The organism is Nitrososphaera sp. (genome assembly GCA_039938515.1).
GTDB lineage: Archaea > Thermoproteota > Nitrososphaeria > Nitrososphaerales > Nitrososphaeraceae > Nitrososphaera.
This window is the reverse complement of the sequence record JBDUUL010000006.1, coordinates 64,263-86,359: the sequence shown is the minus strand read 5'-3', so window position 1 is coordinate 86,359 and position 22,097 is coordinate 64,263. Positions and strand designations below refer to the sequence as shown.

General features: G+C 51.1%; 20 protein-coding genes and 1 pseudogene. 12 read left to right on the top strand and 9 right to left on the bottom strand.

Going from position 1 to position 22,097, the window contains the following annotated elements; all coding sequences use genetic code 11:
• The first annotated feature begins 1 nt into the window (after position 1).
• The 5 genes from ABI361_03745 to ABI361_03725 all read left to right on the top strand — a co-directional run bounded on the left by ABI361_03745 (position 2) and on the right by ABI361_03725 (position 5,365).
• Positions 2-928, top strand: coding sequence for an NAD(P)-dependent oxidoreductase (locus ABI361_03745; protein ID MEO9319767.1), 927 nt, complete (start codon positions 2-4; stop codon positions 926-928).
• Complete coding sequence (locus ABI361_03740) at positions 925-1,854, top strand: NAD(P)-dependent oxidoreductase (GenBank protein ID MEO9319766.1); 930 nt, start codon at positions 925-927, stop codon at positions 1,852-1,854. The genes ABI361_03745 and ABI361_03740 overlap by 4 nt, the downstream gene beginning before the upstream one ends.
• 329 nt (positions 1,855-2,183) lie before the next feature.
• A complete protein-coding gene (locus ABI361_03735; GenBank protein ID MEO9319765.1) occupies positions 2,184-2,891 on the top strand; it encodes a hypothetical protein in 708 nt (235 codons plus the stop codon).
• Positions 2,892-2,980: 89 nt separating this feature from the next.
• Positions 2,981-4,084 carry a UDP-N-acetylglucosamine 2-epimerase (non-hydrolyzing) gene (wecB, locus tag ABI361_03730; protein MEO9319764.1) on the top strand — a complete coding sequence of 368 codons (1,104 nt, stop codon included), beginning with the start codon at positions 2,981-2,983 and terminating at the stop codon, positions 4,082-4,084.
• 117 nt (positions 4,085-4,201) lie between these two features.
• The gene (locus tag ABI361_03725) at positions 4,202-5,365 is read left to right on the top strand and encodes a glycosyltransferase (GenBank protein MEO9319763.1); all 1,164 of its coding nucleotides are present in this window, start codon (positions 4,202-4,204) and stop codon (positions 5,363-5,365) included.
• Positions 5,366-5,432: 67 nt separating this feature from the next.
• On the opposite strand, the gene ABI361_03720 is transcribed toward ABI361_03725, so the two are convergent.
• Positions 5,433-5,873, bottom strand: coding sequence for a hypothetical protein (locus ABI361_03720; GenBank protein MEO9319762.1), 441 nt, complete (start codon positions 5,871-5,873; stop codon positions 5,433-5,435).
• 133 nt (positions 5,874-6,006) lie between these two features.
• Here ABI361_03720 and ABI361_03715 point away from each other — a divergent pair, with 133 nt between their 5' ends.
• The 3 genes from ABI361_03715 (at position 6,007) to ABI361_03705 (ending at position 8,056) form a co-directional block, all read left to right on the top strand.
• On the top strand, positions 6,007-6,426 hold the full coding sequence (locus ABI361_03715; protein ID MEO9319761.1) for a hypothetical protein: 420 nt from the start codon (positions 6,007-6,009) through the stop codon (positions 6,424-6,426).
• A gap of 140 nt (positions 6,427-6,566) precedes the next feature.
• The gene (locus ABI361_03710) at positions 6,567-7,445 is read left to right on the top strand and encodes a bifunctional 5,10-methylenetetrahydrofolate dehydrogenase/5,10-methenyltetrahydrofolate cyclohydrolase (GenBank protein MEO9319760.1); all 879 of its coding nucleotides are present in this window, start codon (positions 6,567-6,569) and stop codon (positions 7,443-7,445) included.
• Positions 7,442-8,056, top strand: coding sequence for a 5-formyltetrahydrofolate cyclo-ligase (locus ABI361_03705; GenBank protein MEO9319759.1), 615 nt, complete (start codon positions 7,442-7,444; stop codon positions 8,054-8,056). Before ABI361_03710 ends, ABI361_03705 begins: the two co-directional genes overlap by 4 nt.
• Here ABI361_03705 and purD read toward each other — a convergent pair whose 3' ends face one another.
• Entirely contained in the window at positions 8,057-9,355 is a 1,299-nt protein-coding gene (gene purD / locus ABI361_03700) for a phosphoribosylamine--glycine ligase (protein ID MEO9319758.1), read from the bottom strand. It abuts the gene before it with no gap.
• Between the two features lie 104 nt (positions 9,356-9,459).
• Here purD and ABI361_03695 point away from each other — a divergent pair, with 104 nt between their 5' ends.
• Entirely contained in the window at positions 9,460-10,035 is a 576-nt protein-coding gene (locus tag ABI361_03695; GenBank protein MEO9319757.1) for a hypothetical protein, read from the top strand.
• Here ABI361_03695 and ABI361_03690 read toward each other — a convergent pair.
• Positions 10,021-10,404: a hypothetical protein gene (locus tag ABI361_03690; protein ID MEO9319756.1), complete on the bottom strand. Its 384-nt coding sequence runs from the start codon at positions 10,402-10,404 to the stop codon at positions 10,021-10,023. The genes ABI361_03695 and ABI361_03690 overlap by 15 nt on opposite strands.
• 45 nt (positions 10,405-10,449) lie before the next feature.
• On the opposite strand from ABI361_03690, the gene ABI361_03685 reads away from it, so the two are divergent.
• The gene (locus ABI361_03685; protein MEO9319755.1) at positions 10,450-11,295 is read left to right on the top strand and encodes a metallophosphoesterase; all 846 of its coding nucleotides are present in this window, start codon (positions 10,450-10,452) and stop codon (positions 11,293-11,295) included.
• Between the two features lie 7 nt (positions 11,296-11,302).
• Here the strand turns inward: ABI361_03685 and carB are convergent.
• Positions 11,303-14,672: pseudogene (gene carB / locus ABI361_03680) on the bottom strand (carbamoyl-phosphate synthase (glutamine-hydrolyzing) large subunit).
• Complete coding sequence (gene carA / locus ABI361_03675; protein MEO9319754.1) at positions 14,629-15,873, bottom strand: glutamine-hydrolyzing carbamoyl-phosphate synthase small subunit; 1,245 nt, start codon at positions 15,871-15,873, stop codon at positions 14,629-14,631. Before carA ends, carB begins: the two are co-directional and overlap by 44 nt.
• Before the next feature lie 201 nt (positions 15,874-16,074).
• Between carA and ABI361_03670 the strand changes: the two genes are divergently transcribed.
• Both ABI361_03670 and ABI361_03665 read left to right on the top strand, forming a co-directional pair.
• Positions 16,075-16,641, top strand: coding sequence for a hypothetical protein (locus ABI361_03670; protein ID MEO9319753.1), 567 nt, complete (start codon positions 16,075-16,077; stop codon positions 16,639-16,641).
• 40 nt (positions 16,642-16,681) lie between these two features.
• Complete coding sequence (locus ABI361_03665; protein ID MEO9319752.1) at positions 16,682-17,086, top strand: hypothetical protein; 405 nt, start codon at positions 16,682-16,684, stop codon at positions 17,084-17,086.
• Positions 17,087-17,091: 5 nt separating this feature from the next.
• Here ABI361_03665 and ABI361_03660 read toward each other — a convergent pair whose 3' ends face one another.
• The 4 genes from ABI361_03660 to ilvB are packed head-to-tail and all read right to left on the bottom strand — an operon-like array spanning position 17,092 to position 21,887.
• On the bottom strand, positions 17,092-18,120 hold the full coding sequence (locus ABI361_03660; protein ID MEO9319751.1) for an isocitrate/isopropylmalate dehydrogenase family protein: 1,029 nt from the start codon (positions 18,118-18,120) through the stop codon (positions 17,092-17,094).
• Positions 18,121-18,132: 12 nt separating this feature from the next.
• On the bottom strand, positions 18,133-19,662 hold the full coding sequence (locus tag ABI361_03655; GenBank protein MEO9319750.1) for a 2-isopropylmalate synthase: 1,530 nt from the start codon (positions 19,660-19,662) through the stop codon (positions 18,133-18,135).
• The gene (gene ilvN / locus ABI361_03650; GenBank protein ID MEO9319749.1) at positions 19,659-20,195 is read right to left on the bottom strand and encodes an acetolactate synthase small subunit; all 537 of its coding nucleotides are present in this window, start codon (positions 20,193-20,195) and stop codon (positions 19,659-19,661) included. The genes ABI361_03655 and ilvN overlap by 4 nt, the downstream gene beginning before the upstream one ends.
• A gap of 12 nt (positions 20,196-20,207) precedes the next feature.
• On the bottom strand, positions 20,208-21,887 hold the full coding sequence (gene ilvB, locus ABI361_03645) for a biosynthetic-type acetolactate synthase large subunit (GenBank protein ID MEO9319748.1): 1,680 nt from the start codon (positions 21,885-21,887) through the stop codon (positions 20,208-20,210).
• Between the last annotated feature and the right edge of the window lie 210 nt (positions 21,888-22,097).

The window sequence follows — 22,097 nt, the reverse complement described above, 5'->3', positions numbered from 1 at the left end:
ATTGGAGAAGACTCTGGTAATAGGCGCAAGCGGCTTCATAGGCCAGGCGATTCAGAGCCAAATACAGACGAGCGCCAAGTCAGACCAGTTTGTGTTTTCGTACAGATCGCATCCGGAAAGGATCCAACCTGATCTTCAGAAAGTCCGGCTAAATCTGTTAGAGCCCTCACACGCCGAGAACGACCTCGGGGTTGTGGCCGACTTCTCTTCAGCAATCTGTGTTCTAGGGAACAACAATCACGGAGCTGCTTGGGAAAACCCCCTACAGGACCTTGCCCTAAACACTGAGTCACTCCTCAGATTTATCCAACTTTTTCGCGGCAAGCTAGTCCTATTGTCGTCGCAAGCGGTCTATTTCGGGCTAAGCGGGGAGATAGGCGAGCAGATTGACCATTGCCCGACCATCCCGTATGCGATTTCAAAGAAAGCCGCCGAATCTTACGCTCAATTCTATTATGAAGACGCAAGGTTGGATAGTCTCTGGATCTATCGCTTGATGTATGCGTTCGGTCCCGGTGAGCGCGCGAGCAGGCTTGTTAGTGCTTGTCGCAGGGCTTCTCTTTCTGGCGAAAAAGTTAATATCGCAGGAGGAGGGTGCTCATTCTTAAATCCGTTGCCTTCATCATTTGTTTCGCAAGTTCTGGTAAGATCCTCAGAGGAGTTGTCGAAGCAGAGTCGCTTTTCAGAGACGGTGAACATTAACCATGAATCGCGACTTAGTGTTTTGGATGTAGTACGCTTTCTTAATGAGATTGAGGGGTTTGACTATACTGTAAGCCAAGGCGGGGAGAAACAACCAGTGGCCTTTTGGGGCAACACGGAGAGACTCCAAGGTTATATGAAAAAATGGCAGCTGGAGTTCCCCGACGTTTGGAGCTCACTAAGACACCATTATCTGACAGCTTCGACAGGCGGGCCGGCGTCTTGACCAAGGTATTACTTACGGGCGCTCTTGGAGTCCTTGGCACATACATTTCCAAGTATCTGAAAGACAAGGGATACGGCGTGATTGGCGCCGATCTTGCAGTTGCAGATTACGGTGACTATGTACGTGCGGACGTAACATCTTTCGAGGATCTTTTCCGAGTGTTCCGGCGTGAGAAAATTGACACGGTCGTGCATATGGCAGGAGAGGTTGGTAGGATGGTAGGCGAAGAGCATCCGCAAAGAATGATTTATGTCAACGATACAGGTACGCTCAACATAATTAGGCTATGCCTAGAGTACAACTCTAAGCTGGTTTATTTCAGCACATCCGAGGTTTACGGCCATCTTCTAGACAAGAAGGAGCCAGTAGTAGAGGAAGAACTCGATTCGATGTCTCCTTTCATGACGACCAACATTTATGCGCTCAGCAAATTATTCGGCGAAGCAATTGTAAAGCACTATGTAGACAACTATGGACTCCACGCAACGACGCTCAGGCCGTTTATGATATACGGTGAGGGAGAGCGACCCTCAAAATACCGCAGCGCAATTAGTAACTTCATACATAATGCATTGACCGGACAGAAGATTGTCGTCCATCGGGGCGCCGTAAGGTCATGGTGTTACGTATCAGACTTGGCCCAAGGACTCCTTCTTTGCATAGAGAGGCAGCCAACAGGGAAATACGAGGCTTTCAACATTGGTAGCGACGAATATCACACCATGGAGGAGGTAGCCCACATGATAATTGAAGAAACTGGAGCAAGCAAAGATTTGATCCAGGTAACTGATCCGCCCCATCAATTTCTAAGCGTCGTCAAGATGGCATCAATCGAAAAGGCGAGAGCATTGGGTTACGAGCCCAAAGTTCCTCTGAGAGACGGGATTAGAAAAGTTATTGCGTGGCAGAAAGCTACAATTCGATAAATCCCCTTGATCCATGGTATTTTCGTCGAACGATGTTTGAGCATCTCAAAGTGAGGCTTATGAGACAGACTACTCTCACATCCCGAAATCAATCAGGCACGTGAGTCCAGCTGGACGCAGCGACCCTTCGCCAAGGCACGAGGATAGCTATAATTGGCAACATTGCGTCTCTGGGATACCTCATTGGAAAAGAGCTTGAAAAGCAAGGAGCTGTCGTTGACTATTATTTTGCACCCAGCCCCTTCACGACGTCGCCCCCCAATCGGCGTATCACAGAGTTGGGGAAGCAGCGTAACCTTCCCTTTGAAAGAACAATCAGAAAAGCCTTGGTGAAAAGCAAGGGAGAATCCTATGATCTTGAACTGCGATTGTCGGTCCCTCCTCTGGTCAAGTCAAAGCACTCTGTAATGATTTTTAACGGGACCGAGCTCAGAAGCGGCAGAGTTCCAGCCGAAGAAAGATGCTTTGTCACGACAAAGGACCTCTTTGAATATCTTGGCAGAGACTCGGATGCACGGTTTCTCCCCAGGTGCATAGACACAGAATCCTTCAACCCAGATGTACGGCCAAAGGAATGGAGCAGCAAAGATGGCCTAATAATAGGCCACTTCCCGACTGACAGGGACATCAAGGGCAGTAATTTGGTAGTCTCCGCCGTGAAGAAACTTCAAGCCCGCGGAGTACGATGCAACCTTGTATCGGAAATTGTTCCGCATTCCGAAATGCCTCGGTATCTGTCGAGAATCGATGTCTTGTGCGACTGGTTTGGAAAGGAGGCAATCTACGGCATCGTTTCAATAGAGGCGCTCGCGGTTGGTACTCCAGTAGTCTGTTACGTTAACGAGAGGTACTATGACTACGAGGAAATGAAGGCGTTTATTGAACCGTGTTTGCCTCAGGACGATTCAATTTCAGAGGCGATCCTAAGAGCGGCACAAAGGAAGTTAGATCCCGGGCTCATACGCGAGTTCTTTTCTCCATCAAGGACAGTGAGGGTTCTAATTGAGACGCTTAGAGAATGGAAAATGGTTGACTGATATCCAAATTTCTCGCCAATAGCGCCCCACTAGAACACCATGCAGACGGCGATAAATTGTTATTACGGCCAGCAAAGGAGCGTCATGACGTGAAAATCATTGCCGTAATAGGGACGCGTCCCACCTTTATTGAATTGGCTCCGATAATCAACGAGCTCAGGAAAACGGATTGTGAGCTTGTAATTTGCAATACCGGTCAACATTACGACCGGGAGATGGCCTCTATTTTCCTTGATCAGCTCCATATCGACAACGTTGAGCACAATCTCGAGGTAGGTAGTGGCTCCCACGCTATGCAGACAGCCCGCATTCTCACTCGGTTTGAACGTGTTCTAGAATCTGAAATGCCCGACCTTGTTCTGGTCGAAGGCGATACCACTTCTGCGTTTGCCGCCGCCCTTGCGGCCGTCAAACTCAAGATCAAGGTTGCCCATGTGGAGGCAGGGTGCCGCAATTATGATAGGAAGCTGCCGGAGGAAGTTAACCGGGTCTTGATTTCACACATGGCCGACGAACACTTTCCTCCAACTTTAAACTGCAAGTTGAATCTTATCAAAGAAGGAATCCCGGAAGACTCTATACGGGCGGTAGGACATCCCATAGTGGACTCGATAATGTCTGTAAGCAGTTTGATCGATTCAGCCAACAAGCTAACGGAATTGGGACTGCAAAAAAAAACCTTTGTTTACTTTACGCTTCACAGGGATTTTAACGTCGATGACTCATCGCGGCTCGAATCCATTTTGAAAGAAATGGGCATGCTGGCGGAATCTATGCAAGTAATTTTTGCACTCCATCCTAGAACACGCGCGAGGATAAGGAAGTTCGGATTGCTAAAATTGCTTGCTCCTTTCAATACGCTAAGGCCTGTTGATTACATTACTTCTCTATCGCTGACAAAGAATTCATTTTGCGTTGTAAGCGATTCGGGTGGTCTGACGAAGGAGTCGGCTATTCTGGGCACCCCTTGCGTGACATTGCGTCCAGATACTGAGTGGACTGAAACTACTCAAGGTCTCGGCAATCAGCTCGCATTCGCCCCAGGTAACACGATCTCGAAGTGCTTTGGGCGGATTCAGAAGGATTATCGCCGCGCTGTGGTTGATTCGTCTAAATCAAGACTCCTCTTCGGCAAGCCCGGCATTTCGAGAAAGATAACAAAGGAGCTCATTGATTTGGTAGCCCCTTTGTAAAACTCGAAATTCCTTCTCTTGCAGTACAATCCAGGTTTGGCGAGTCTGACCGGCATGCGGGTTTATATGTTACTGGCAGGATGATTTTGCCATAAATTTCACCCTTGGGATTTCATAATGCCGGCAGAAAAAGTACTTCACTTCACTCACACTGACCTAGACGATCCGAGAATCTTAAACGCAGCAAGAACAGGGATTCGAACCGGCCGGCGTGTGTTTTTCTGCGGTAGCGACAACGGGACCGCACTGGCCGGCGCAAAAGAGCTCTTCGAGCGGACTAGTTGGCTTGATTTCCCCCCAAAGGCGCGAGTCGCCTCGCCACTGCCGGGTTCACTGAGCAGGTTTTGGAAGTGGTATCCCTATCCCTCAAGCGCCGAAGCTGTGAGTTCCGGCCTGAAGAAAGTTTTGGAGGAGATAAGACCCGACCTGATTCATGCGCACGATCTATTCGCCGCGTATTATGCGGTCAAGACCGGTATTGCTACGGTTTTTGACGATCATGAGTTGTACTCGCTGGAAGCCCGAGCCGCTCTTGAAGCCCTGTCTCCTTTTGAGTTTTCTCGGCGGGCCAAAGAAACCCTAAAGAAAAACAAATGGGCAAAATGGGAGCATTTCGTCGGAGAGCATGTACCCATACTCGCAGTGAGTAAAGGCATTGCCGACCACCACACGAGCTATTGCTCTCATGTTTTTACTATTCCAAACTTTCCCTGTGTCGACTCGGTTGAGCCGCGTGAGACAATTGGGTCTAATGCGGAACCGGGGAAAATAAGGTCAGTTTACCTCGGAAGAGACCAACTCGGCTCTACCGATCCATTTCGAAACATAGCTGGACTTCACGAGGCTTTTTCAACCAATAATCTAACCGGAACTCTTGTACGCATCGGGGTTTCCGAACCCAACAGCGACAGGATCAAATCCGTTGGAAGGCTTCAGATGAGAGACGCGTATACTATGATGTACAAAGAATGTCACATCGGGCTGCTCCCTTGGAGGAAGCATTGGTTTCACAGATATGCAAATCCAAATAAGGTTTACGAATATGCCCATTGCGGGCTCTGGCTGGTCAGTATCGATGATATACCATCGGTTCAGGACGATTTCGGGGAAAATTGCGACCTGTTTTCTGACTACGAGGGCATGGCAGAGATTCTTGAAAAGTACAATAGCAGTCCAACCGAACTGGACACAAAGCGCCAAAGAATCCTTAGCTATGCAAGGGCGAATTTAATCTGGGAAAAGAACGAACCGAAAATCCTAGAGGCTTACCAACTTGCATAATTGTGCGCTCGAAATGGGAGCAAGGGCACGTTCGTTCAAGACGATTGCAAACAGCTAAGGCCCATTGCTATTTCAGTGGTGGCTCCGACTTGGGGCCATCATTTTGAGGCGGCACCGGCTTGTTATGCCTTCTAAGTACTGACTCGTAGAAGTTCACGACCTCCCGGGTCTCTTCCTCAGTGGCCTTGCCAAGAGCTAGCCTGAACTGGTAGCGCAGCAACCACGCGGAAACCCAATCCTCTTGTAAGGTCGCTTCCACTTCAACGCGGAACTGGTTCCTGCGGTGCCAGTAGCCGATTGCCATTGCCGTGGGAACGTAAACTGCAAGGAAGACAATAGTGAAGAAAGAAAGGCTTGTAATAACGCCATGGAACAGCGGGTTTTTCTGCACCGCAAAACTATAAGTAATCAGGATGAAGTTGACGAAGCTCATAAAGAATGCAAGGTAGAGTGTATGACCTAGCCTAAAGTCAAGCCATCGCCTTCGCACAAACCGCGCCAGCACCATTTCAGGTTTTAATAAATAGCTTTTTTAAGCTATCGACGTTTGGCAAGGCACTCTGGAAAAACTCTGAGCGTGTAATCAGCAACAAAATATCTGGTCACAACTTTTATTTCCGAACGACCCCAGTTACCGGCGGTTGGAAAAAGCCGAAGGGAGGTTTTTGAATAGAAGATGGCTTGACTTTAGGAACGGCCATTCAATTTATCTTGTATTTATAATGAACTTCATTAACTTTATCCTGCTTGTCTACAACCTTGCAATTACACAAGTTCCCTTTGCTCGCAACATTTTCGAAAACGAGATCATCTTTGCAGCGATCTTTGTTGCAGCATACATCCCGTCAGCGATTGTAATGGGATACCTACATAGACGTCGGCAGCTTTCTACCGAAAACGAGGTAATGATTCGTGAGAATTGGCTGCACGCCTGGCAGTACCTGTGCTTTCTGAGAATAATGAGAGGTACGGCCACTAAAGACGAGGTAGACCAAGTGATGAAGTACTTTGAAGACATCTTGAAGAGGCACAACAAAACATTTCTTATCAAGGGAGATTAGCGTTTTGCCATTCCCGCCTTGTGGCGCAACCTGACATGATAAAGAGCAACTGCTTGCAACCCCCGACAAAACTAATTGACTAGTTGGGACGATCACTCGGACACTAAATCCAAATATCCCTTCCAGTCTTCTCCGGGCTAATGGGTGCGCAGCTCATTGACGGATTGGCAGTCTCGGCCGATGTCAAGTCAAGAGTGAAAAGAGCGGCTAGTGAACTTCAGGGATTGGGGACTAAACCCTGCCTTGCCACGGTGCTGGTTGGCGACGATCCGGCCTCCGCGACTTATGTAAACAGCAAGCAAAAGACGGCAGGTGATCTGGGTATTGCAACTCGCGATCACAGACTCGGTGCGTCCTTCAAGCAGCACGAGCTCATTGAATTGGTCACCCTGCTGAACAACGATCCCGAGATCCACGGAATACTCGTCCAGCTTCCGCTCCCAAAGCACATTGAGGAATTTTCGATAGTGAATGCAATATCCCCTGCCAAAGATGTCGACGGCCTTACGCCGTATAATCAGGGCATGCTCCAGAATGGCCGAGCGATGCTCAAACCATGCACTCCTTCAGGGATCATGGAACTTCTTGATTACTACAAAATCGATCCCAGTACTATGGACGCTGTGATAGTGAATAGGAGCAACCTGGTTGGCAAGCCTGTAGCCCTCATGCTTCTCGAGCGTAACGCAACCGTAACTGTTTGTCATTCACGCACCAAGGACTTGCGTCAGAAACTCAGCAACGCGGACTTGATAATAACGGCAGTGGGCGACAGAAACAGGTTTGTACTCACCGGCGAGATGGTAAAAAGCGGCGCAGTTGTCATCGATGTCGGGACTTCAAGACACCAGGGCAAACTGGCAGGCGATGTTGATTTTGAGTCAGTCAGAGAGAAGGCATCATGGCTGACTCCTGTGCCAGGAGGAGTAGGGCCGATGACAATTGCAATGCTGATGAAAAACACCGTCACCGCAGCCTCCTTTGCCAGTGCGGCCAAAATAGAGTCCAACGAGATTTGAGCAGCGGCCCTGGCGTAGGGAACGGCCCTCCTGGAGAAAATGACAGGCTGGACTCAACCGCAAAAGAAAAGGCTGCCGTGCGGCAGAAAATGCGGCGACTGCGAGAGAATCTAACTCGAGAAGATGTTGAACGCAAAAGCCTTCTGGTTCAGCAATTGGTAGTTCAGTGCGAAGAGTTCCTCTATGCAGAATCAGTCGGAGCTTACTATCCACTTAACGGCGAGACCCAGACTCTAAAGGTAATTGAACAAGCACTCAGAAATGACAAGGCCGTCTTTCTGCCAAGAGTAATCGATGATAGACTTCAATTCTTTGAGGTTTCAGATCTCGGCGGCCTTGAGCTGGGAAAATTCAATATCCCGGAACCGCCAAAAACAGCAAACGCTGCTCACAATCTGGATATTCTGCTGGTGCCGGGGCTTGCGTTCGACTTGAGGGGCCACAGGCTAGGATATGGGAAAGGATTTTACGACAGATTTCTGAAGAAATTTGAAGGCTTTTCTGTAGGCCTGGGATACGAGTTTCAACTTGTTGAAAGACTGCCGACGGAAGCATTTGACATCCGGCTAAGCGCCCTTGTTGCTGGCCAGACTTTGCTGCGCTTCAAGTAGTTACAGACTCGCTCTGTGTCCGATATCCGTACGATAGTAGTGATCGTTGTCGCCCCAGCTTATCTTTCTGACCGCCGAGTAAGACCTCTCGATTGCTTCCCTTGCATGGTCTGCCGTCGCAGTGACCCCTAGCACCCTTCCGCCATTGGTAACCAATTCGCCCCCCGGTCCCCGCAGCGTGCCTGCATGGAAAACCTGTACACCGGGCCCAAAATCTGAATCGAGACCGTGAATTACCTTTCCTTTATCGTAGGCACCGGGATATCCCCTCGAAGCCATAACTACGCAAACAGATGTCCCCTGCTTCCATTCAAGCGCGGGCATATCGTCCAGACATCCTTCGGCAGCGGCGTCGGCATAGTCGAAGAGGTCGGACTTTAGACGCATCATTATGGCCTGGCATTCTGGATCGCCCATCCTTGCGTTGAACTCGAGTACGTATGGCTTCCCCGATTTTTCGTCTATCATTATGCCGGCGTAAAGAAAGCCCACAAACGGCGTTCCCCTGGACTTCATTTGCCTGAGAGCAGGTTCCATCACTTCTTTTGTCAGTACTGCCTGCAGCTCAGCCGTCAGTATGCGTGCTGGAGAATACGCGCCCATTCCGCCTGTATTCGGACCCCTGTCGCCGTCAAAGGCTCTCTTGTGGTCTTGACAGGAAGCAAGGGGGACAAGAGTGGATCCGTCGCACAGGGCAATAAACGAGGCTTCCTCGCCAACAATCCGCTCCTCGATTATTACTTTGTCGCCAGCGCTTCCAAATTCCCTCAAAACCATTATCCTGTCGATTGCATCATGGGCCTGTTTCGCGTCGTCACAAACGATTACTCCTTTCCCAGCAGCTATTCCGTCTGCCTTTACCACCACTGGAATGTCAAGCGAATTTATGTAATCATGGGCCTTGTTCTTGTCTGAAAAGACCTGTGCCCTGGCGGTCGGAATCCCCGCTGAAATCATGAACTCCTTTGAAAAAGCCTTGCTAGTCTCGAGCTTTGCTGCAGCGGAGGTTGGGCCCAGGATTCGGAGGTGCCTTGAGCGAAAAAGGTCGACTATTCCAAGCGAGAGTGGTTCTTCGGGTCCCACCACGGTCAGACAGTCTTCGCCGCACTTCGCTGCAAATGCGGCAAGCCCCTGCAAGTCGTTCTGCGCGATGGGCAAGTTTTCAGAGGTGGCGCCGTTTCCGGGCGCAAAATATGTCTTGACCACCCTGACGCTCTGAGAAAACTTCCAACCAAGAGCATGCTCTCGCCCTCCGGAACCTACGATTAGAACCGTCTGCCTGCTCTTTGTGCTATTCAAGCCGGATGCCCTTAGGGGCTTTTGCATTTCGCTAATAAAAGTTTGAGTAAGATTCGCTTACTTTTTTCGTTTCTCCTTTTATGCCTTATCCGTGTCAATGGTGCATGGATTCAGAGCAGTCGACGCGGTCGCAGGGACCTCACCGGCGCGGCCTCGCATCAGCCGACGAGGAGACAAGACAGCGCGTGGCCAAGAAGGGCGGAATAGCACCACACCAGAAGCGGGGGCTTGCTGCGGCAAATGCTGAAACAAGGTCAAGGGTAGCAAAAAAGGGGGGTGACGCACGAGCGCTTGATAGAGAAGGGCTCAGTCAGGCGGGGAAGAGAGGAGGCGAAATCGTGCGTGAACGCTATGGTTCACAGTTCTATAGGGAAATCGGCGAGAAGGGCGGAGGAGCCGTTAAGGAGAGGTATGGCAACCGATTTTACAGCGAAATAGGCAGGCGAGGCGGGGAGGTCGTGCGCCAGGAACGAGGGCCGGAATATTTTAGTTCAATTGGAAGAAAGGGAGGAGAGGCGCGGACGGTTAGTCAGAAGAATGATGTCTCAAACAAGGAGGCAAGTATCCAGAATAGCCTGCCACCCTCCGAAACCGCCGTCGAGTCCGCGGTAAGCGATGATTCAGGCGTAGGCAGTGGCGAAATAGAATCTGTGCCGCCACAGGCGTCAACGGCTGCCTAAAATTGCTTCGGCGTCAGACGCCAGCGCCGCAAACACCAAGCCGTATTCAGTATCATCAAATTCAAAACTCTCCACACAGTGTGATATCTTTTCTGGATAAGACGTTTCGTTATCGGCTGCGCGCTTGACCGCTTCCAGATGGTAGCATGGTCCGCCGCCCGAAAGCGATGAGAAGTAATAGTCGCTGCAACTGCAGAAATCAGAGCCGGGATCGACCCAATATTCGCGGTCCCTGCCTACGACGGACCAGAGCAGGCGGCTGCTTGGCAGAAACAGCATTTTCTTGATGCCGAGAGGTTTTAAGGCATCCGACCCAGAAGCGTTGTCTCCTGAATTTCTTGCTGAGCCAGGCATCTCAAAGCTGACCAAGGCTGCTTCGTTTATCTGTCTGCGATGCACAGCTAAATAAGAACGGTGAACTTACGACCTCTCTATCCGCATGCGGCACTTTTGCTAGTCGGTTCCAAGAACAGATCCCTTGTGATATCTGACCTGCACCTGGGGTTGGAATCTGAACTGAGCTTAAAGGGCGTCGAAATGCCCAGAGCCGACCTGGCAAAGGAGATGATTGGCCAGATTGAGGCTTTATGCACTGAGCACTCGGTAGATCAAATCGTAATAGCAGGAGATCTGAAACACACTTTTGGATCCATTACGAAACAGGAGTGGGACGAGATTCCCAGGTTCCTGTCGGATTTGACCAGATTTGGCGAGGTATTTCTTGTCCCCGGCAATCATGATTCCGGCATCAGGCATCTAGCGCCGCTTCAGGTGAATCTTGCCAGCGCATCAGGACTTACGCTCGAAGATACACTCGTGCTTCACGGTCACAGTCTGCCATCGGAAATACCCCAAAGCTCCGCAAAGGTAGTGATGGGGCACCTGCATCCGACGCTGCGTAAGAAGGGACACGTTCTCAATGGGCAGCCCGTATGGATTTATCTGCAGGTCGACAGGTCAATTTTGACGAGCGCGCCGGGGAGTGAAAATATAGAGATGGTGGTAATCCCGAGCTTCAACAGATACCTTTACGCCGCCGGGGGAAGGACGGTTTTTGGTGGGGGGAACAGGACCTCCGAACGCACCAATCATGATGAAGGCAGCCGTCGCCACCCCCCAAGAGGCGACCACAAATCCGTAGCGATTTCTCCGGTTATCTCGAGGGTCAGAAGACATCGGGATAAAATCAGGCGGTGCATGGTAACGACGCTTGATGGGGCTGTTGTAGGAGGCGAGTCCATGCTTGACGAAATACTCTAATCGTTTCCTATTCGAGTGCGACGTATTTGCGTAAAGGCGAGACTGTAGGCGTATTGCTGCGAAGCCATTCAAGAGTTTTAACAAAAGAGTTTGCCGACTCGACTGTTGTCAGAACTGGCACGCCAAGTTCTACGGCCTTTCTTCGGATTTGGTATTCATCGTAAAGCATTCCGACGTACTTTTCAATCGTAGAAGTCGCGGGAATATTGATAATGAAGTCTATTTTGCGCGAATACAGCAGGTCCGCGATGTTGGGCTTTCTGTCTGGCTCGCTAATCTTGTGTACGCGCTGAACGTTCTTGAAGTGGTTGTTTTCAATGAATTCAGCCGTATGCTCGGTAGCAAGGATGTTGAAGTTCATAGAGGATATGAGCGATATAATCGGGAGCATTTTTTCCTTGTTCTTTGGACCGCCAATCGTAATGAGCGCCGAGCCGGTAAGCGGTAGCGAGTATCCGGCGGCCATGTAGGCCTTTGAAAGGGCGTCGTAAAAACTCGTCCCGAAGCATGCAACCTCGCCGGTGGACTGCATCTCGACTCCCAGCACAATGTCAGAGCCTTCGAGCTGCATGAAAGAAAATTGGGGCACTTTTATCCCGAAACCGCTGGTTCGGAGCCACAGGTCTCGGGCGCCGGCGGGCAATGGTTTTCCAGTCATTGCTTTTGCCGAGAGGTTGATAAGGTTCAGCCCGACAAATTTTGAAACAAATGGCATGGACCTAGATGCCCGGACGTTTGCCTCGATTACGGAAACCTCGTCGTCCTTTACAAGATACTGGATGTTGAGAGGCCCGCAGACGTGGAGAGCTCGGCCGATGCGAATGGAATAGTCGGTGATGGTATCTACGGTCTTTCTGTCCAGTCTCCACGGAGGTATGCACATCATGGCATCTCCGGAATGGATGCCGGCGTTATCGATGTGCTCGATTATCGATCCGATAACCACGTCCTCGCCATTCGAAACTGCATCGACCTCCACCTCGGAAGCGTCTTGGAGGAACTTGCTAATGACCACTGGATGGTCGGGGCTGACATTTGTGGCGTCTGTTAAAAACCGTTCCAGCTGCTGCTCCCCCCAGACGACCTTCATGGCTACGCCGGACAATACGTAAGAAGGCCGGACAAGGACGGGGTAGCCGACGCGTTCGGCAAATTCCTTCGCCCCTGCTAGGTCTGAGAATTTCTTCCACGCAGGCTGTTTGATCCCAAGCGAGTCGAGAAGCTGGCCGAACTTGGCCCTGTCCTCGGCATTGTCCACGTTCTCGCTGCTTGTCCCTATTATTGGGATGCCGAATTTCGCGAGCTTCGGGGTCAGGTTGTTGGCCGTCTGCCCTCCCACGCACGTAACTATTCCACTGGGGTTTTCGCGGTCGCAGATGTCAAGAACGCGTTCAAGCGTAAGCTCCTCGAAATACAGCCTGTCACAGATATCATAATCCGTCGAAACTGTCTCTGGATTGCAGTTGATGACAGATATTTCCTTAACCCCGTTGTCCTTGAGTCCCCACACCATGTTGACTGTGCCCCAGTCAAACTCCACGCTGCTCCCAATCCGGTAAGGGCCGGCTCCCAGCACAATCATCCGGCTTCTGTTTGAATTATCTGGTTTGACGTTTAAGACGTCGTCAGTCTGGCCCCCATAGGTCATGTATAGGTAGTTTGTCTTGGCGGGCCATTCTGCAGCTAGGGTGTCTATCTGCTTTATCGCCGGCTTGATCCCGAATTTCTCCCTGAAACTTCTGACCTGAATTTCGTCCAGGTTGAGGCACCTGGCTATCTGTCTGTCAGAGAACCCGGCTTTTTTTGAACGCCGGATAAGCGCCTCGTCAAAGGTTGAACTGCGCAGTCTGGATTCAATATCGACAATGTTCTTGATTTTAACGAGAAACCACGGGTCAATCGCCGATAGCTGGGATATCCGCTCGATGGTCATGCCGGCTTTGATTGCCTCGACTACGGAGAAGATTATCTCATCGTTTGGTTGAAGAAGCGCCTGCTCTATACGCTCAAGCTCGGCTTCATCGTCCACAGGGCGCGCTTGCGAGGGCGATTTGGCGTTAACGCCTGACGAGCTAGAATTTGCGACAAGACCGTCCTTGCCGACATCAGACATTCTAATTGCCTTCTGCAGAACCTCTTCAAACGTCCTGCCTATCGCCATAACCTCTCCAACTGACTTCATGGCGCTGCCGAGTTTACGTTTCACCTGCTCAAACTTGCCAAAGTCCCACCTTGGCATCTTGAGCACCACGTAATCAAGAGACGGTTCAAAACAGGCCGTAGTGACTTTTGTGATTCTGTTCAGCAGTTCGGGCAGCGAATATCCCAGGCCTATTTTTGCAGCCATGTACGCAAGAGGATATCCTGTGGCCTTGCTCGCAAGGGCGGAGGACCGAGATAACCGTGCGTTGATTTCGATTGCGGTGTAGCTTTCTGAAGCAATGTCCAGTGCAAACTGGATATTGCACTCACCTACTATGCCGCAGTACCCCGTCGCCCTAAGGGCGGCTGAGCGAAGCATGTGATATTCGTGGTTGTTGAGCGTCTGGGACGGGGCAATCACGATGTTGTCGCCTGTGTGCACCCTCATAGAGAGCACGTTTTCCATGTTGCAAACAATTACGCTGTTTCCCTTGTAGTCACGCATCACCTCGTACTCAATCTGTTTCCAGTGGCCCACGTATCGCTCGATTAGGATTTGGCGCACCATGCTCAGGTTGAGCCCGCGCTGTGCAATCTCCTGCAGCTCAAGCTCATTATGTGCCACGCCGCCACCCCGCCCTCCAAGGGTGTAGGCTACTCGCACTATGACAGGGTATCCGATTTCGTTTGCTGCCTTGAACGCATCTTCGACACTGTTTACCGCAAAGCTCTGCAACACAGGAACGTCGCTCTGCACCATTGCATCCTTGAACATCTGCCGGTCTTCGGTTATCTCGATGCCCTTTACCTGCGTCCCTAGCACCCTTATGCCGTACCTTTCCAGGATTCCCTGGCTGTGCAGGGCGACGCCGCAGTTAAGTGCAGTCTGACCGCCAAACCCTAGCATGATGCTGTCGGGTCTTTCCTGTTCGATCACCCGCTCGACATAGGACGTGTTGATCGGGATGGGATAGACCTTGTCTGCAAACCGGGTGTCGGTTTGTATCGTAGCGATGTTTGGGTTTATCAGTACGCTCTGGATTCCTTCCTCGGAAAGAGCCTTGAGGCATTGCGAACCGGAGTAGTCAAATTTGCGGCCAGTTTCACAGCATCGTCTGCTATGGCTGGCTTTCGCCTGCTTCTCCGATTTTTATTGCCCCGCTTCCGAGCACAAGAACTTTCTTTATCGACTCATTTCTTGGCGACTTTTCTCTCCCTCCTTCTGTTCGAAACATTTCTGATTGATCTGGCTGTCCCGGTTTTTGTTGTGGCAGTTTTCCTTGGCGGCTTTGATTCTGAAGGCAACTCTGCAGTTTCTCCAGAGCCTTTTTCAATTATGTCTTTAAACCTATCGAATACGAACATGCAGTCGTAGGGGCCCGGGGAGGCTTCGGGATGGAACTGGACAGCAATCACCGGTAACTTTTTGTGCTCTATGCCTTCCACTGTCTTGTCATCGGCGTTTGAGAACCACACCTTAAATCCAGTTTCGGAAAGCGACTCGGGGTCTATCCCGTATCCGTGGTTCTGGCTCGTAACATAGACCTGACTGTTTCGAAGATCCATACAGGGCTTGTTCTGTCCGCGGTGGCCGAACTTTAGCTTGTACGTGTCGGCGCCTCCCGCAAGGGCAAGAATCTGATTGCCGAGGCAGATGCCGAGCGTAGGCGTGGAGGTCTTTATGAGCCGGGCTGCCGTCGTGATAGTGCTACTGCAGACCTTGGGATCTCCGGGTCCATTGCTAATTACGACCCCCTTCGGATGATAGGAGCTTATCTCTTCAAACGACGCGTTCCACGGGAGCCTGACGACGTCATAGCCGGTCCTCAAAATGTTTCGAATTATACTGTTCTTCACGCCGGTGTCTATGACGACTATGCGCCCCTTGCCAGAGGCTGATCTATCGCTCGAGCAAAAGTATTCGACAGGGGCTTTAGTCGAGACTTCGGGCATAAAGTTCAGGGTGTCATAGTCTGCAGTTTTCAAAGCTTCGTTCGCGTCGCTGTTGTTGATCGGTTTGTCTGAAACGACAAGTGCAGCTTTCATTACCCCATTTACTCGGAGCTTCTTTGTCAATTCTCTCGTGTCAATGCCAAAGATGCCAGGAATCTTTTGCTCATACAGCCACTCGTCCAGCGTTTTTGTGCAGCTCCAGTGACTAGCGATATCCGAAAGCTCATGGATGATAAGGGCTTTCACCTGGATGCCGTCTGACTCGAAATACTTTGGAAGCCCGAAATTGTCCAAGACATCCGGGCTTGGAACTCCATAGTTTCCAATCAGCGGATAGGTAAGGCAGAGAATTTGCCCCCGATACGAAGGATCCGTGAGCGTTTCAGTGTAGCCAACCATGCCGGTGTTAAAGACAACCTCGCCAGCAGCTGTGGCAGGAAAACCAAACCCTGTTCCTTCAAAAACCGTGCCATCTTCAAGCATCAACTTTGCCGAGTAACCGGCTCGAGTTTGTTGAAGTGTCGGAATTTTGCTGAACCCTCACGAACTGTTAAGATGAGCAAATTTAAGTTTTGCTTCCTCGTGATCAGAAAGTTTCCGGCGCAACAGATTGATTTCCCGAGAACGCTTAATTAGTTACCAATCGCATTTGCTGCATTTGCCTTCAGGGTCCGGTGGCGCTCATTGAAGAAGACAGCTGTGGCAGAAGTCGAACTTTCCCACAGGGCGCTTTTGTTTGCAGCGAGTGTCGCAGTCAAGACCTTTCTAATGGCCATCGTATCCTCGCAGATTTTTTGCGGCGGCATTAACCCCGCAGCGCTGTTCATGCACTGTGGCGTCAACGTAGCCTTTGTGGGGGCAAGCACTGCTGTCGTGGCGCTGGCAGGAGCGTTGTTTGGGTACTACATCGTTCACCTGTCGTCCTTCAGGCCGATTTTTGCCAAGATGATGCAAGCAGATTTTATAATTACAGCGATGTACTTCGCGGTGGCCTTTTCTGCACCGGAGATCGTTTCAGCCAAGGTGATGGTTTGGCTTTTTGGGACGTGGGTTCTTGGGATGCTGCTTGCCCCCTTTAACCAGGACCGAACAACCCTGAAGAAGATTACGGAAATGGGCTCACTTGTCGCACTGGGCGCACTTCTGACCGCGCATTTTATCCCCCTGACTGGACAGTTTGGCTCATCGTACACGCTTGGAATGATGGTAAGCAGCATAACGGGAATCTTTGGCGCTGGCAGGCAGAGATAGAGAAAGGTAATATTGCGATGTGAGGTTTGAGGTCTGAGCCTTGACTGACGCCTCTAGAAATTCAAACACAAACAGGTGTTCCATATGCGGGTCCAGGTTCGCCGATAGAAAGTGCTACTTCTGTCAGAACCAGATTTGTACTTCGTGCGTTGTGCCCTCGGACGTATTGGGCGGCGACTGGACGACCAAATGCCTGACCTGTCACAAAAAAAATATCACAAAACTCAGCATACCTGCGCTACTCAACCGGAACAAGGTTATCCTGGCCATTATTGTCGCGTTCTGGATTTTTACGGTGTTTCCTTTGCCTTTTCTCAAACTTGCAGGTGTGGACTTGGATCCCAGTTCATTCCAGCCCGTACTCATTGCAACTGCCGTGATGACCATTCCTTTCATTTTCATGTTCATAGCATGGCAAAAGAAAGCTCCGCGAGGCAGTAGCTGACGAATTTAGTACATCGACCTGGCAACAAGGTCGGTGAACTGCGTAGTAGTCATGTCGCCTCCGATGTCTTTTGTCTTGTGTCCCTTGCTCAGCGCCAGTACTATCGCCTGCTCGATCCTCTGTCCTTCGAAGGCAGAGTCTGGGTCGCGATGGGTCTCAGACAGCCATTCGAGCATCATTTTTGCAGAAAGCAGAATAGATGACGGGTTTGCAACGTTTCTTCCGGCAATGTCAAAGGCTGCTCCATGGACCGGCTCAAAGAGCGCATATGTATCACCGATGTTAGCCGCAGGGCCCATTCCCAGCCCCCCGACAACCTGAGCGGCCTCGTCCGAGAGAATGTCGCCGAAGAGGTTTGTCGTCACAATGACGTCAAACTCTTCAGGGTTTCTGATAAGGTTCATAGCGCATGCGTCAACGTATTGCTGGCCGAATGTCACATCCGGATACTTTGTGGAGACTTCGCTGCACACCCGGGCAAAAAGGCCGTCGCCCTTTCTTAGGACGTTTGACTTGTGGACAGCCACCACCCTTCGCTTGCCTCCGCGGCGAAGCGCAGTGCGAAACGCGTACTCGGCGATCCGCCTGCTTGCCTTTTCAGAGGTAACCCTGAGCGCAACAACAGTGTTGTCATCGGCATTAAATTCCCACCCCAGATAAACGTCCTCGGTATTTTCTCTGACAGTCACCATGTCGACCTGATGCGACAGTGAAGGAATGTGCGGATAAGATTTGGCAGGGCGGACATTTGCATAGAGATCGAACATCCTGCGGAGGACGATTATCACGTCGGCGGCCGACTCTCCGACCGGCGCCTTGAGGCAAGCCTGGGAATTTTTCACTGCATTGATTGTGGAAGGTGGGAGTGCAGCCCCGCTTTTTGAGAGTGCCGTATCGCCTGCTTCGACCTCTCGGATTTCAAAGCGCGTAGATTTGGACTTGTCATGTATCAGGTCCAGAATCTTCTTTGCCGATTCAGACTGCTCAGGACCTATGCCGTCGCCGCGAATTAGAGCTATAGTATACCTTGGCAAGGTTTCCTGTACTCAGTTTTTCGAGTGGAGCAACCTTTTCAGCAGGACCTTATTAATGGCGTCCATCACAGCCTGCACGGAGGCGACAACCACGTCCTCGCCGGACTTGCGAGCGGATACAACATTTCCGTTCTTGTCTTCGACTTTAATTGATACCTCGGCGAGGGCGTCAGAGCCTCCGGTGATTGACTCAAGCCGAAACTCCCGGATCTTTATGTTGGCCACTTCTCCGGAGATCTTTTGGATTGCCTTGAGAGCTGCGTCCACGGGCCCGACTCCGGTTTCGGCTGCTATCAAGTCCTTTCCTTCGGCATTGAGCCGGACTACCGCGGTAGGGATCATGTTCATTCCTGTAACAATCTGAAAGTCATAGAGCTTGAACCTCTCCTCAAATTCACCGCTGTTCATTATTTCGCCGGCTATTGAAAGCAGGTCCGCGGTGGATATGGCCTTGCCTTTGTCGGCGATGTTCTTTTGTTGTTCTACAATCTTGTGCAGCTGCTCGTCCGATGGCTGGATCCCGAACTCCTCCAGCATAGCCCTGATGCCGTGGGCGCCCGCGTGCTTGCCGGCCTGCAGCCATCTTTTCCTGCCTACAAGCTCGGGGCTAATCGGTTCATAGGTCAAGGGATTGTTGATGATGCCGTGGGTGTGAATTCCCGACTCATGGCCAAACGCGTTTTCCCCGATTATTGCCTTGTTTGGCTGAACAATTATCCCCATATTGTTCGAAACGAATTTCGACGTCTCAAACAGCATCTGCGTTTTGATCCCGTGCCTGTAGCTTGTGTAGAGGCATTGGAGCGCCATAACGAGCTCTTCGAGCGATGCATTACCTGCCCGCTCGCCAAGGCCGTTTATGGTGACGTGTGCGCATTCCGCCCCCGCTTTGATTCCCGCAAGCGAGTTTGCAACCGCCAGTCCGAAGTCGTCGTGGCAGTGCATACTTATTGGCAGGCTTGTCGCGCTCTTGACATCCGTAACAAGATTAGAGATGTACTCAGGTGTTGCATAACCAACAGTGTCAGGAAGGTCTATCCTGTCGGCCCCTGCCTCCGTGACTCCCTTTATCACTTCCAACAGAAATGCCCTGTCCGAGCGCGTCGAGTCCTCTGCGGAGAATTCGACTGCGAGGCCGTGGCCCTTTGCGTATTCGACTGCAGTTATCGCCTTGCTTAGCACCTGCTCGCGGGACATCTTGAGCTTGTACTGCATGTGGATGTCGGAAGTCGCTATGAAGGTGTGAACATAGCCAAGGTCGCATGCAAGGACCGCATCAATGTCCGTGTCAATCGTCCGGGCAAGCGCGCAAATGTCCGCATTTAGCCTGTTTTTGGCTATCGTCCTGATCGCCTCAACCTCTCCGTGCGAAACAACCGGGAAGCCAGCCTCGATTGCATCGACCCCGAGTTCGTCCAATCTCGAGGCAATCTGTATCTTCTTTTCAGGGGTAATCGAAACGCCGGGCGTCTGCTCGCCGTCGCGAAGCGTTGTATCGAATATCCGTATCCGGCGCGCCGGCAAAGTACTTGCTTCAGTCAATTGTCAAGACCCCTCTGAAGGGCAAGGACTCCGGTTCGGGCAAGCTGCGAGATGCCATAATGTTCGACAAGGTTCTTGAAAGCGTCAATCTTGTCCGGGCTGCCGGTTATCTCGACGGTGATGTTCTCCTTGCCGATGTCGAGTATGTTTCCTCGAAATATGGTGGCATAGTTAATTATCTCGCTTCGAGTGCTAGGCTCTACTGCTTTCATCTTGATGAGCGCAAGCTCGCGGTATACGGTGTTGTCGATGTCCAGCATCTTTACTTCAACAACATCAATCAGCTTGCGCAGTTGCTTTATCAATTGTTCCACAGTTTTTTCGTCGCTGTTGGTTGTTATAGTCATGCGTGACAGGTCCTGCTGCTCGGTCGAGCCGACTGTAATGCTCTCAATGTTAAAGTTCCTCGCCCGAAACAGATTGGTAACCCGAAACAACACCCCGGGTTTGTTTTCCACAAGTGCGGACACTATGTACCAGTTTCCCTTGGGCTGGCCTGCAGTGCCTGTCTGCGGAGTCGTGGTGGTGGCCATTGTCTTGTCGAGCTAGCCTCCCACAATCATGTCCTTAAGTCCGGTGCCGGGCGCTACGAAAGGATAGACATCTTCGTCAGGGTCAATTGGAATATCAATTACCGTGGCCACATCACTCTTGAGTGCGGACTTTATCGCTTTCTCAAGTTCAGTCATTGACTGGGCCCTTATCCCTTGGGCACCGTATGCTTCAGCAATCTTTACATAATCAGGGCAGTTGTGCTGATGGACTCCGCTGTACCTCCTCCCATAGAAAGTCCTCTGCCACTGGGCGACCATCCCCAGCATGTAGTTGTTCATCAAAAAGACAATTACCGGCAGCTTGTCTAGCACCGAAACAGCAAGCGAGTTTTCAGTCATGTTAAAGGAGCCGTCGCCCGCAATGTCTACCACTGGAACGTTTGGCGCCGCGGCTTTTGCTCCGATTGACGCGGGAAAACCAAATCCCATTGTGCCCAAACCAGTTGAACTGAAAAAAGTTCCAGGGGCAATAACGTCAAAGTGTAGCGACGCCCACATCTGGCACTGGCCAACTTCCGTTGTCACTATCCCCTTCGCGGGAAGAAGTTCGCGTAACTTTTTCAAAGATTTCTTGGCAGTAATGTCACGAGGGTAGTCCTTAATGGTTTCTGAAAAGTACTGTATCAGCTCCTTTCGTCTGCGCAACCACGGACTCTCCGAAGCCCTCTTTGGGATCTTCTTTGAAAGCAGTTTCACGAGCGTCTTGAGCGACGATTTAACATCGCCCACTATTGCTACGTCGACTGACTTGTTCTTGCCGATTTCTGCGGGGTCGATGTCCATGTGAATGATGCTCATGCCCTTTCCAAATTCGTCGAACCGGCCGACCGACCTGTCCGAGAAACGCGCGCCTATCGCCAAAATGCAGTCAGCCTCGATAATAATCTTGTTTGCTTCGGCATGTCCATGCATTCCGATGGGACCCATGGCGAGCGGATGATTTTCAGGGAATGCGCCCTTGCCTTTGAAGGTGGTCACCACCGGCACCATCAACAGTTCCGCTAGCGCCTGCAATTCAGCGAACGCACCGGAAAGGATTACGCCTCCGCCAGCCATAATTATCGGCTTCTCGGCCTTCAGGATAAGCTCAACAGCCCTGCCGACTTCGGACAGGTCGGCTTCTGTGCTCGGGTTGTAGCCCCTCACTTTTATCAGGTCGGGAAATTTCATCTCTGCTTCTGCCGTTTGGACATCCTTTGGGATATCGACGAGGACGGGGCCGGGCCTTCCACTTTCTGCAATGTAAAATGCCTTTTTCACGGTTTCGGGAATTTCGGCAGGCGAGCGAGGCTGGAAGGCGTATTTCGTGCAGGGATTAGCTACCCCGATAATGTCAGTCTCCTGGAACGCGTCCTTCCCTATCATATTCAGGGGCACCTGGCCTGTCACCGCTACGACTGGAGAGGAGTCCGCGTATGCCGTGGCTATGCCTGTGACAAGATTGGTCGCGCCCGGACCCGAGGTTGCGAAGCAGACCCCGGCCTTTCTTTTTATGCGGGCGTATCCATCAGCCATGTGCGAAGCTGACTGCTCGTGTCTTACCAGTATGTGCCTGACGTTCGCACCCACGAGGGCGTCGTAAATTGGAAGATTTGCGCCTCCGGGAAGGCCAAAGATAACCTCTACCCCTTCCTTTTCCAGCGCCGAAATCAAGGCTTTTGCACCTGACATTTGAACCAACTTTATTTTCTCTACTCCAGACAATTTCCAAATACCTGCAAGCGTGCGGCACTTGGCTTAGGAAAGGTCAAGCAGAACCAGAAAACCAACAATTCTCTTCCCAAGCTCGGCCTTAGCAGGCATCTTTCATGTGATTCTTTTGCAGAAGTTATAAAGCTTCTGACAATGCGCAATCAACCAATCCCGCTCAGCTCAATCCAA

What these genes read in the sequence shown, in the direction of transcription:
- ABI361_03695 (MEO9319757.1), top strand. Translation starts at nt 9,460, where the DNA reads ATGGATTCAGAGCAGTCGACGCGGTCGCAGGGACCTCACCGGCGCGGC.
- ABI361_03725 (MEO9319763.1), top strand. Translation starts at nt 4,202, where the DNA reads ATGCCGGCAGAAAAAGTACTTCACTTCACTCACACTGACCTAGACGAT.
- ilvN (MEO9319749.1), bottom strand. Translation starts at nt 20,195, where the DNA reads ATGGCCACCACCACGACTCCGCAGACAGGCACTGCAGGCCAGCCCAAG.
- carA (MEO9319754.1), bottom strand. Translation starts at nt 15,873, where the DNA reads ATGCTTGAAGATGGCACGGTTTTTGAAGGAACAGGGTTTGGTTTTCCT.
- ilvB (MEO9319748.1), bottom strand. Translation starts at nt 21,887, where the DNA reads ATGTCAGGTGCAAAAGCCTTGATTTCGGCGCTGGAAAAGGAAGGGGTA.
- ABI361_03720 (MEO9319762.1), bottom strand. Translation starts at nt 5,873, where the DNA reads ATGGTGCTGGCGCGGTTTGTGCGAAGGCGATGGCTTGACTTTAGGCTA.
- ABI361_03710 (MEO9319760.1), top strand. Translation starts at nt 6,567, where the DNA reads ATGGGTGCGCAGCTCATTGACGGATTGGCAGTCTCGGCCGATGTCAAG.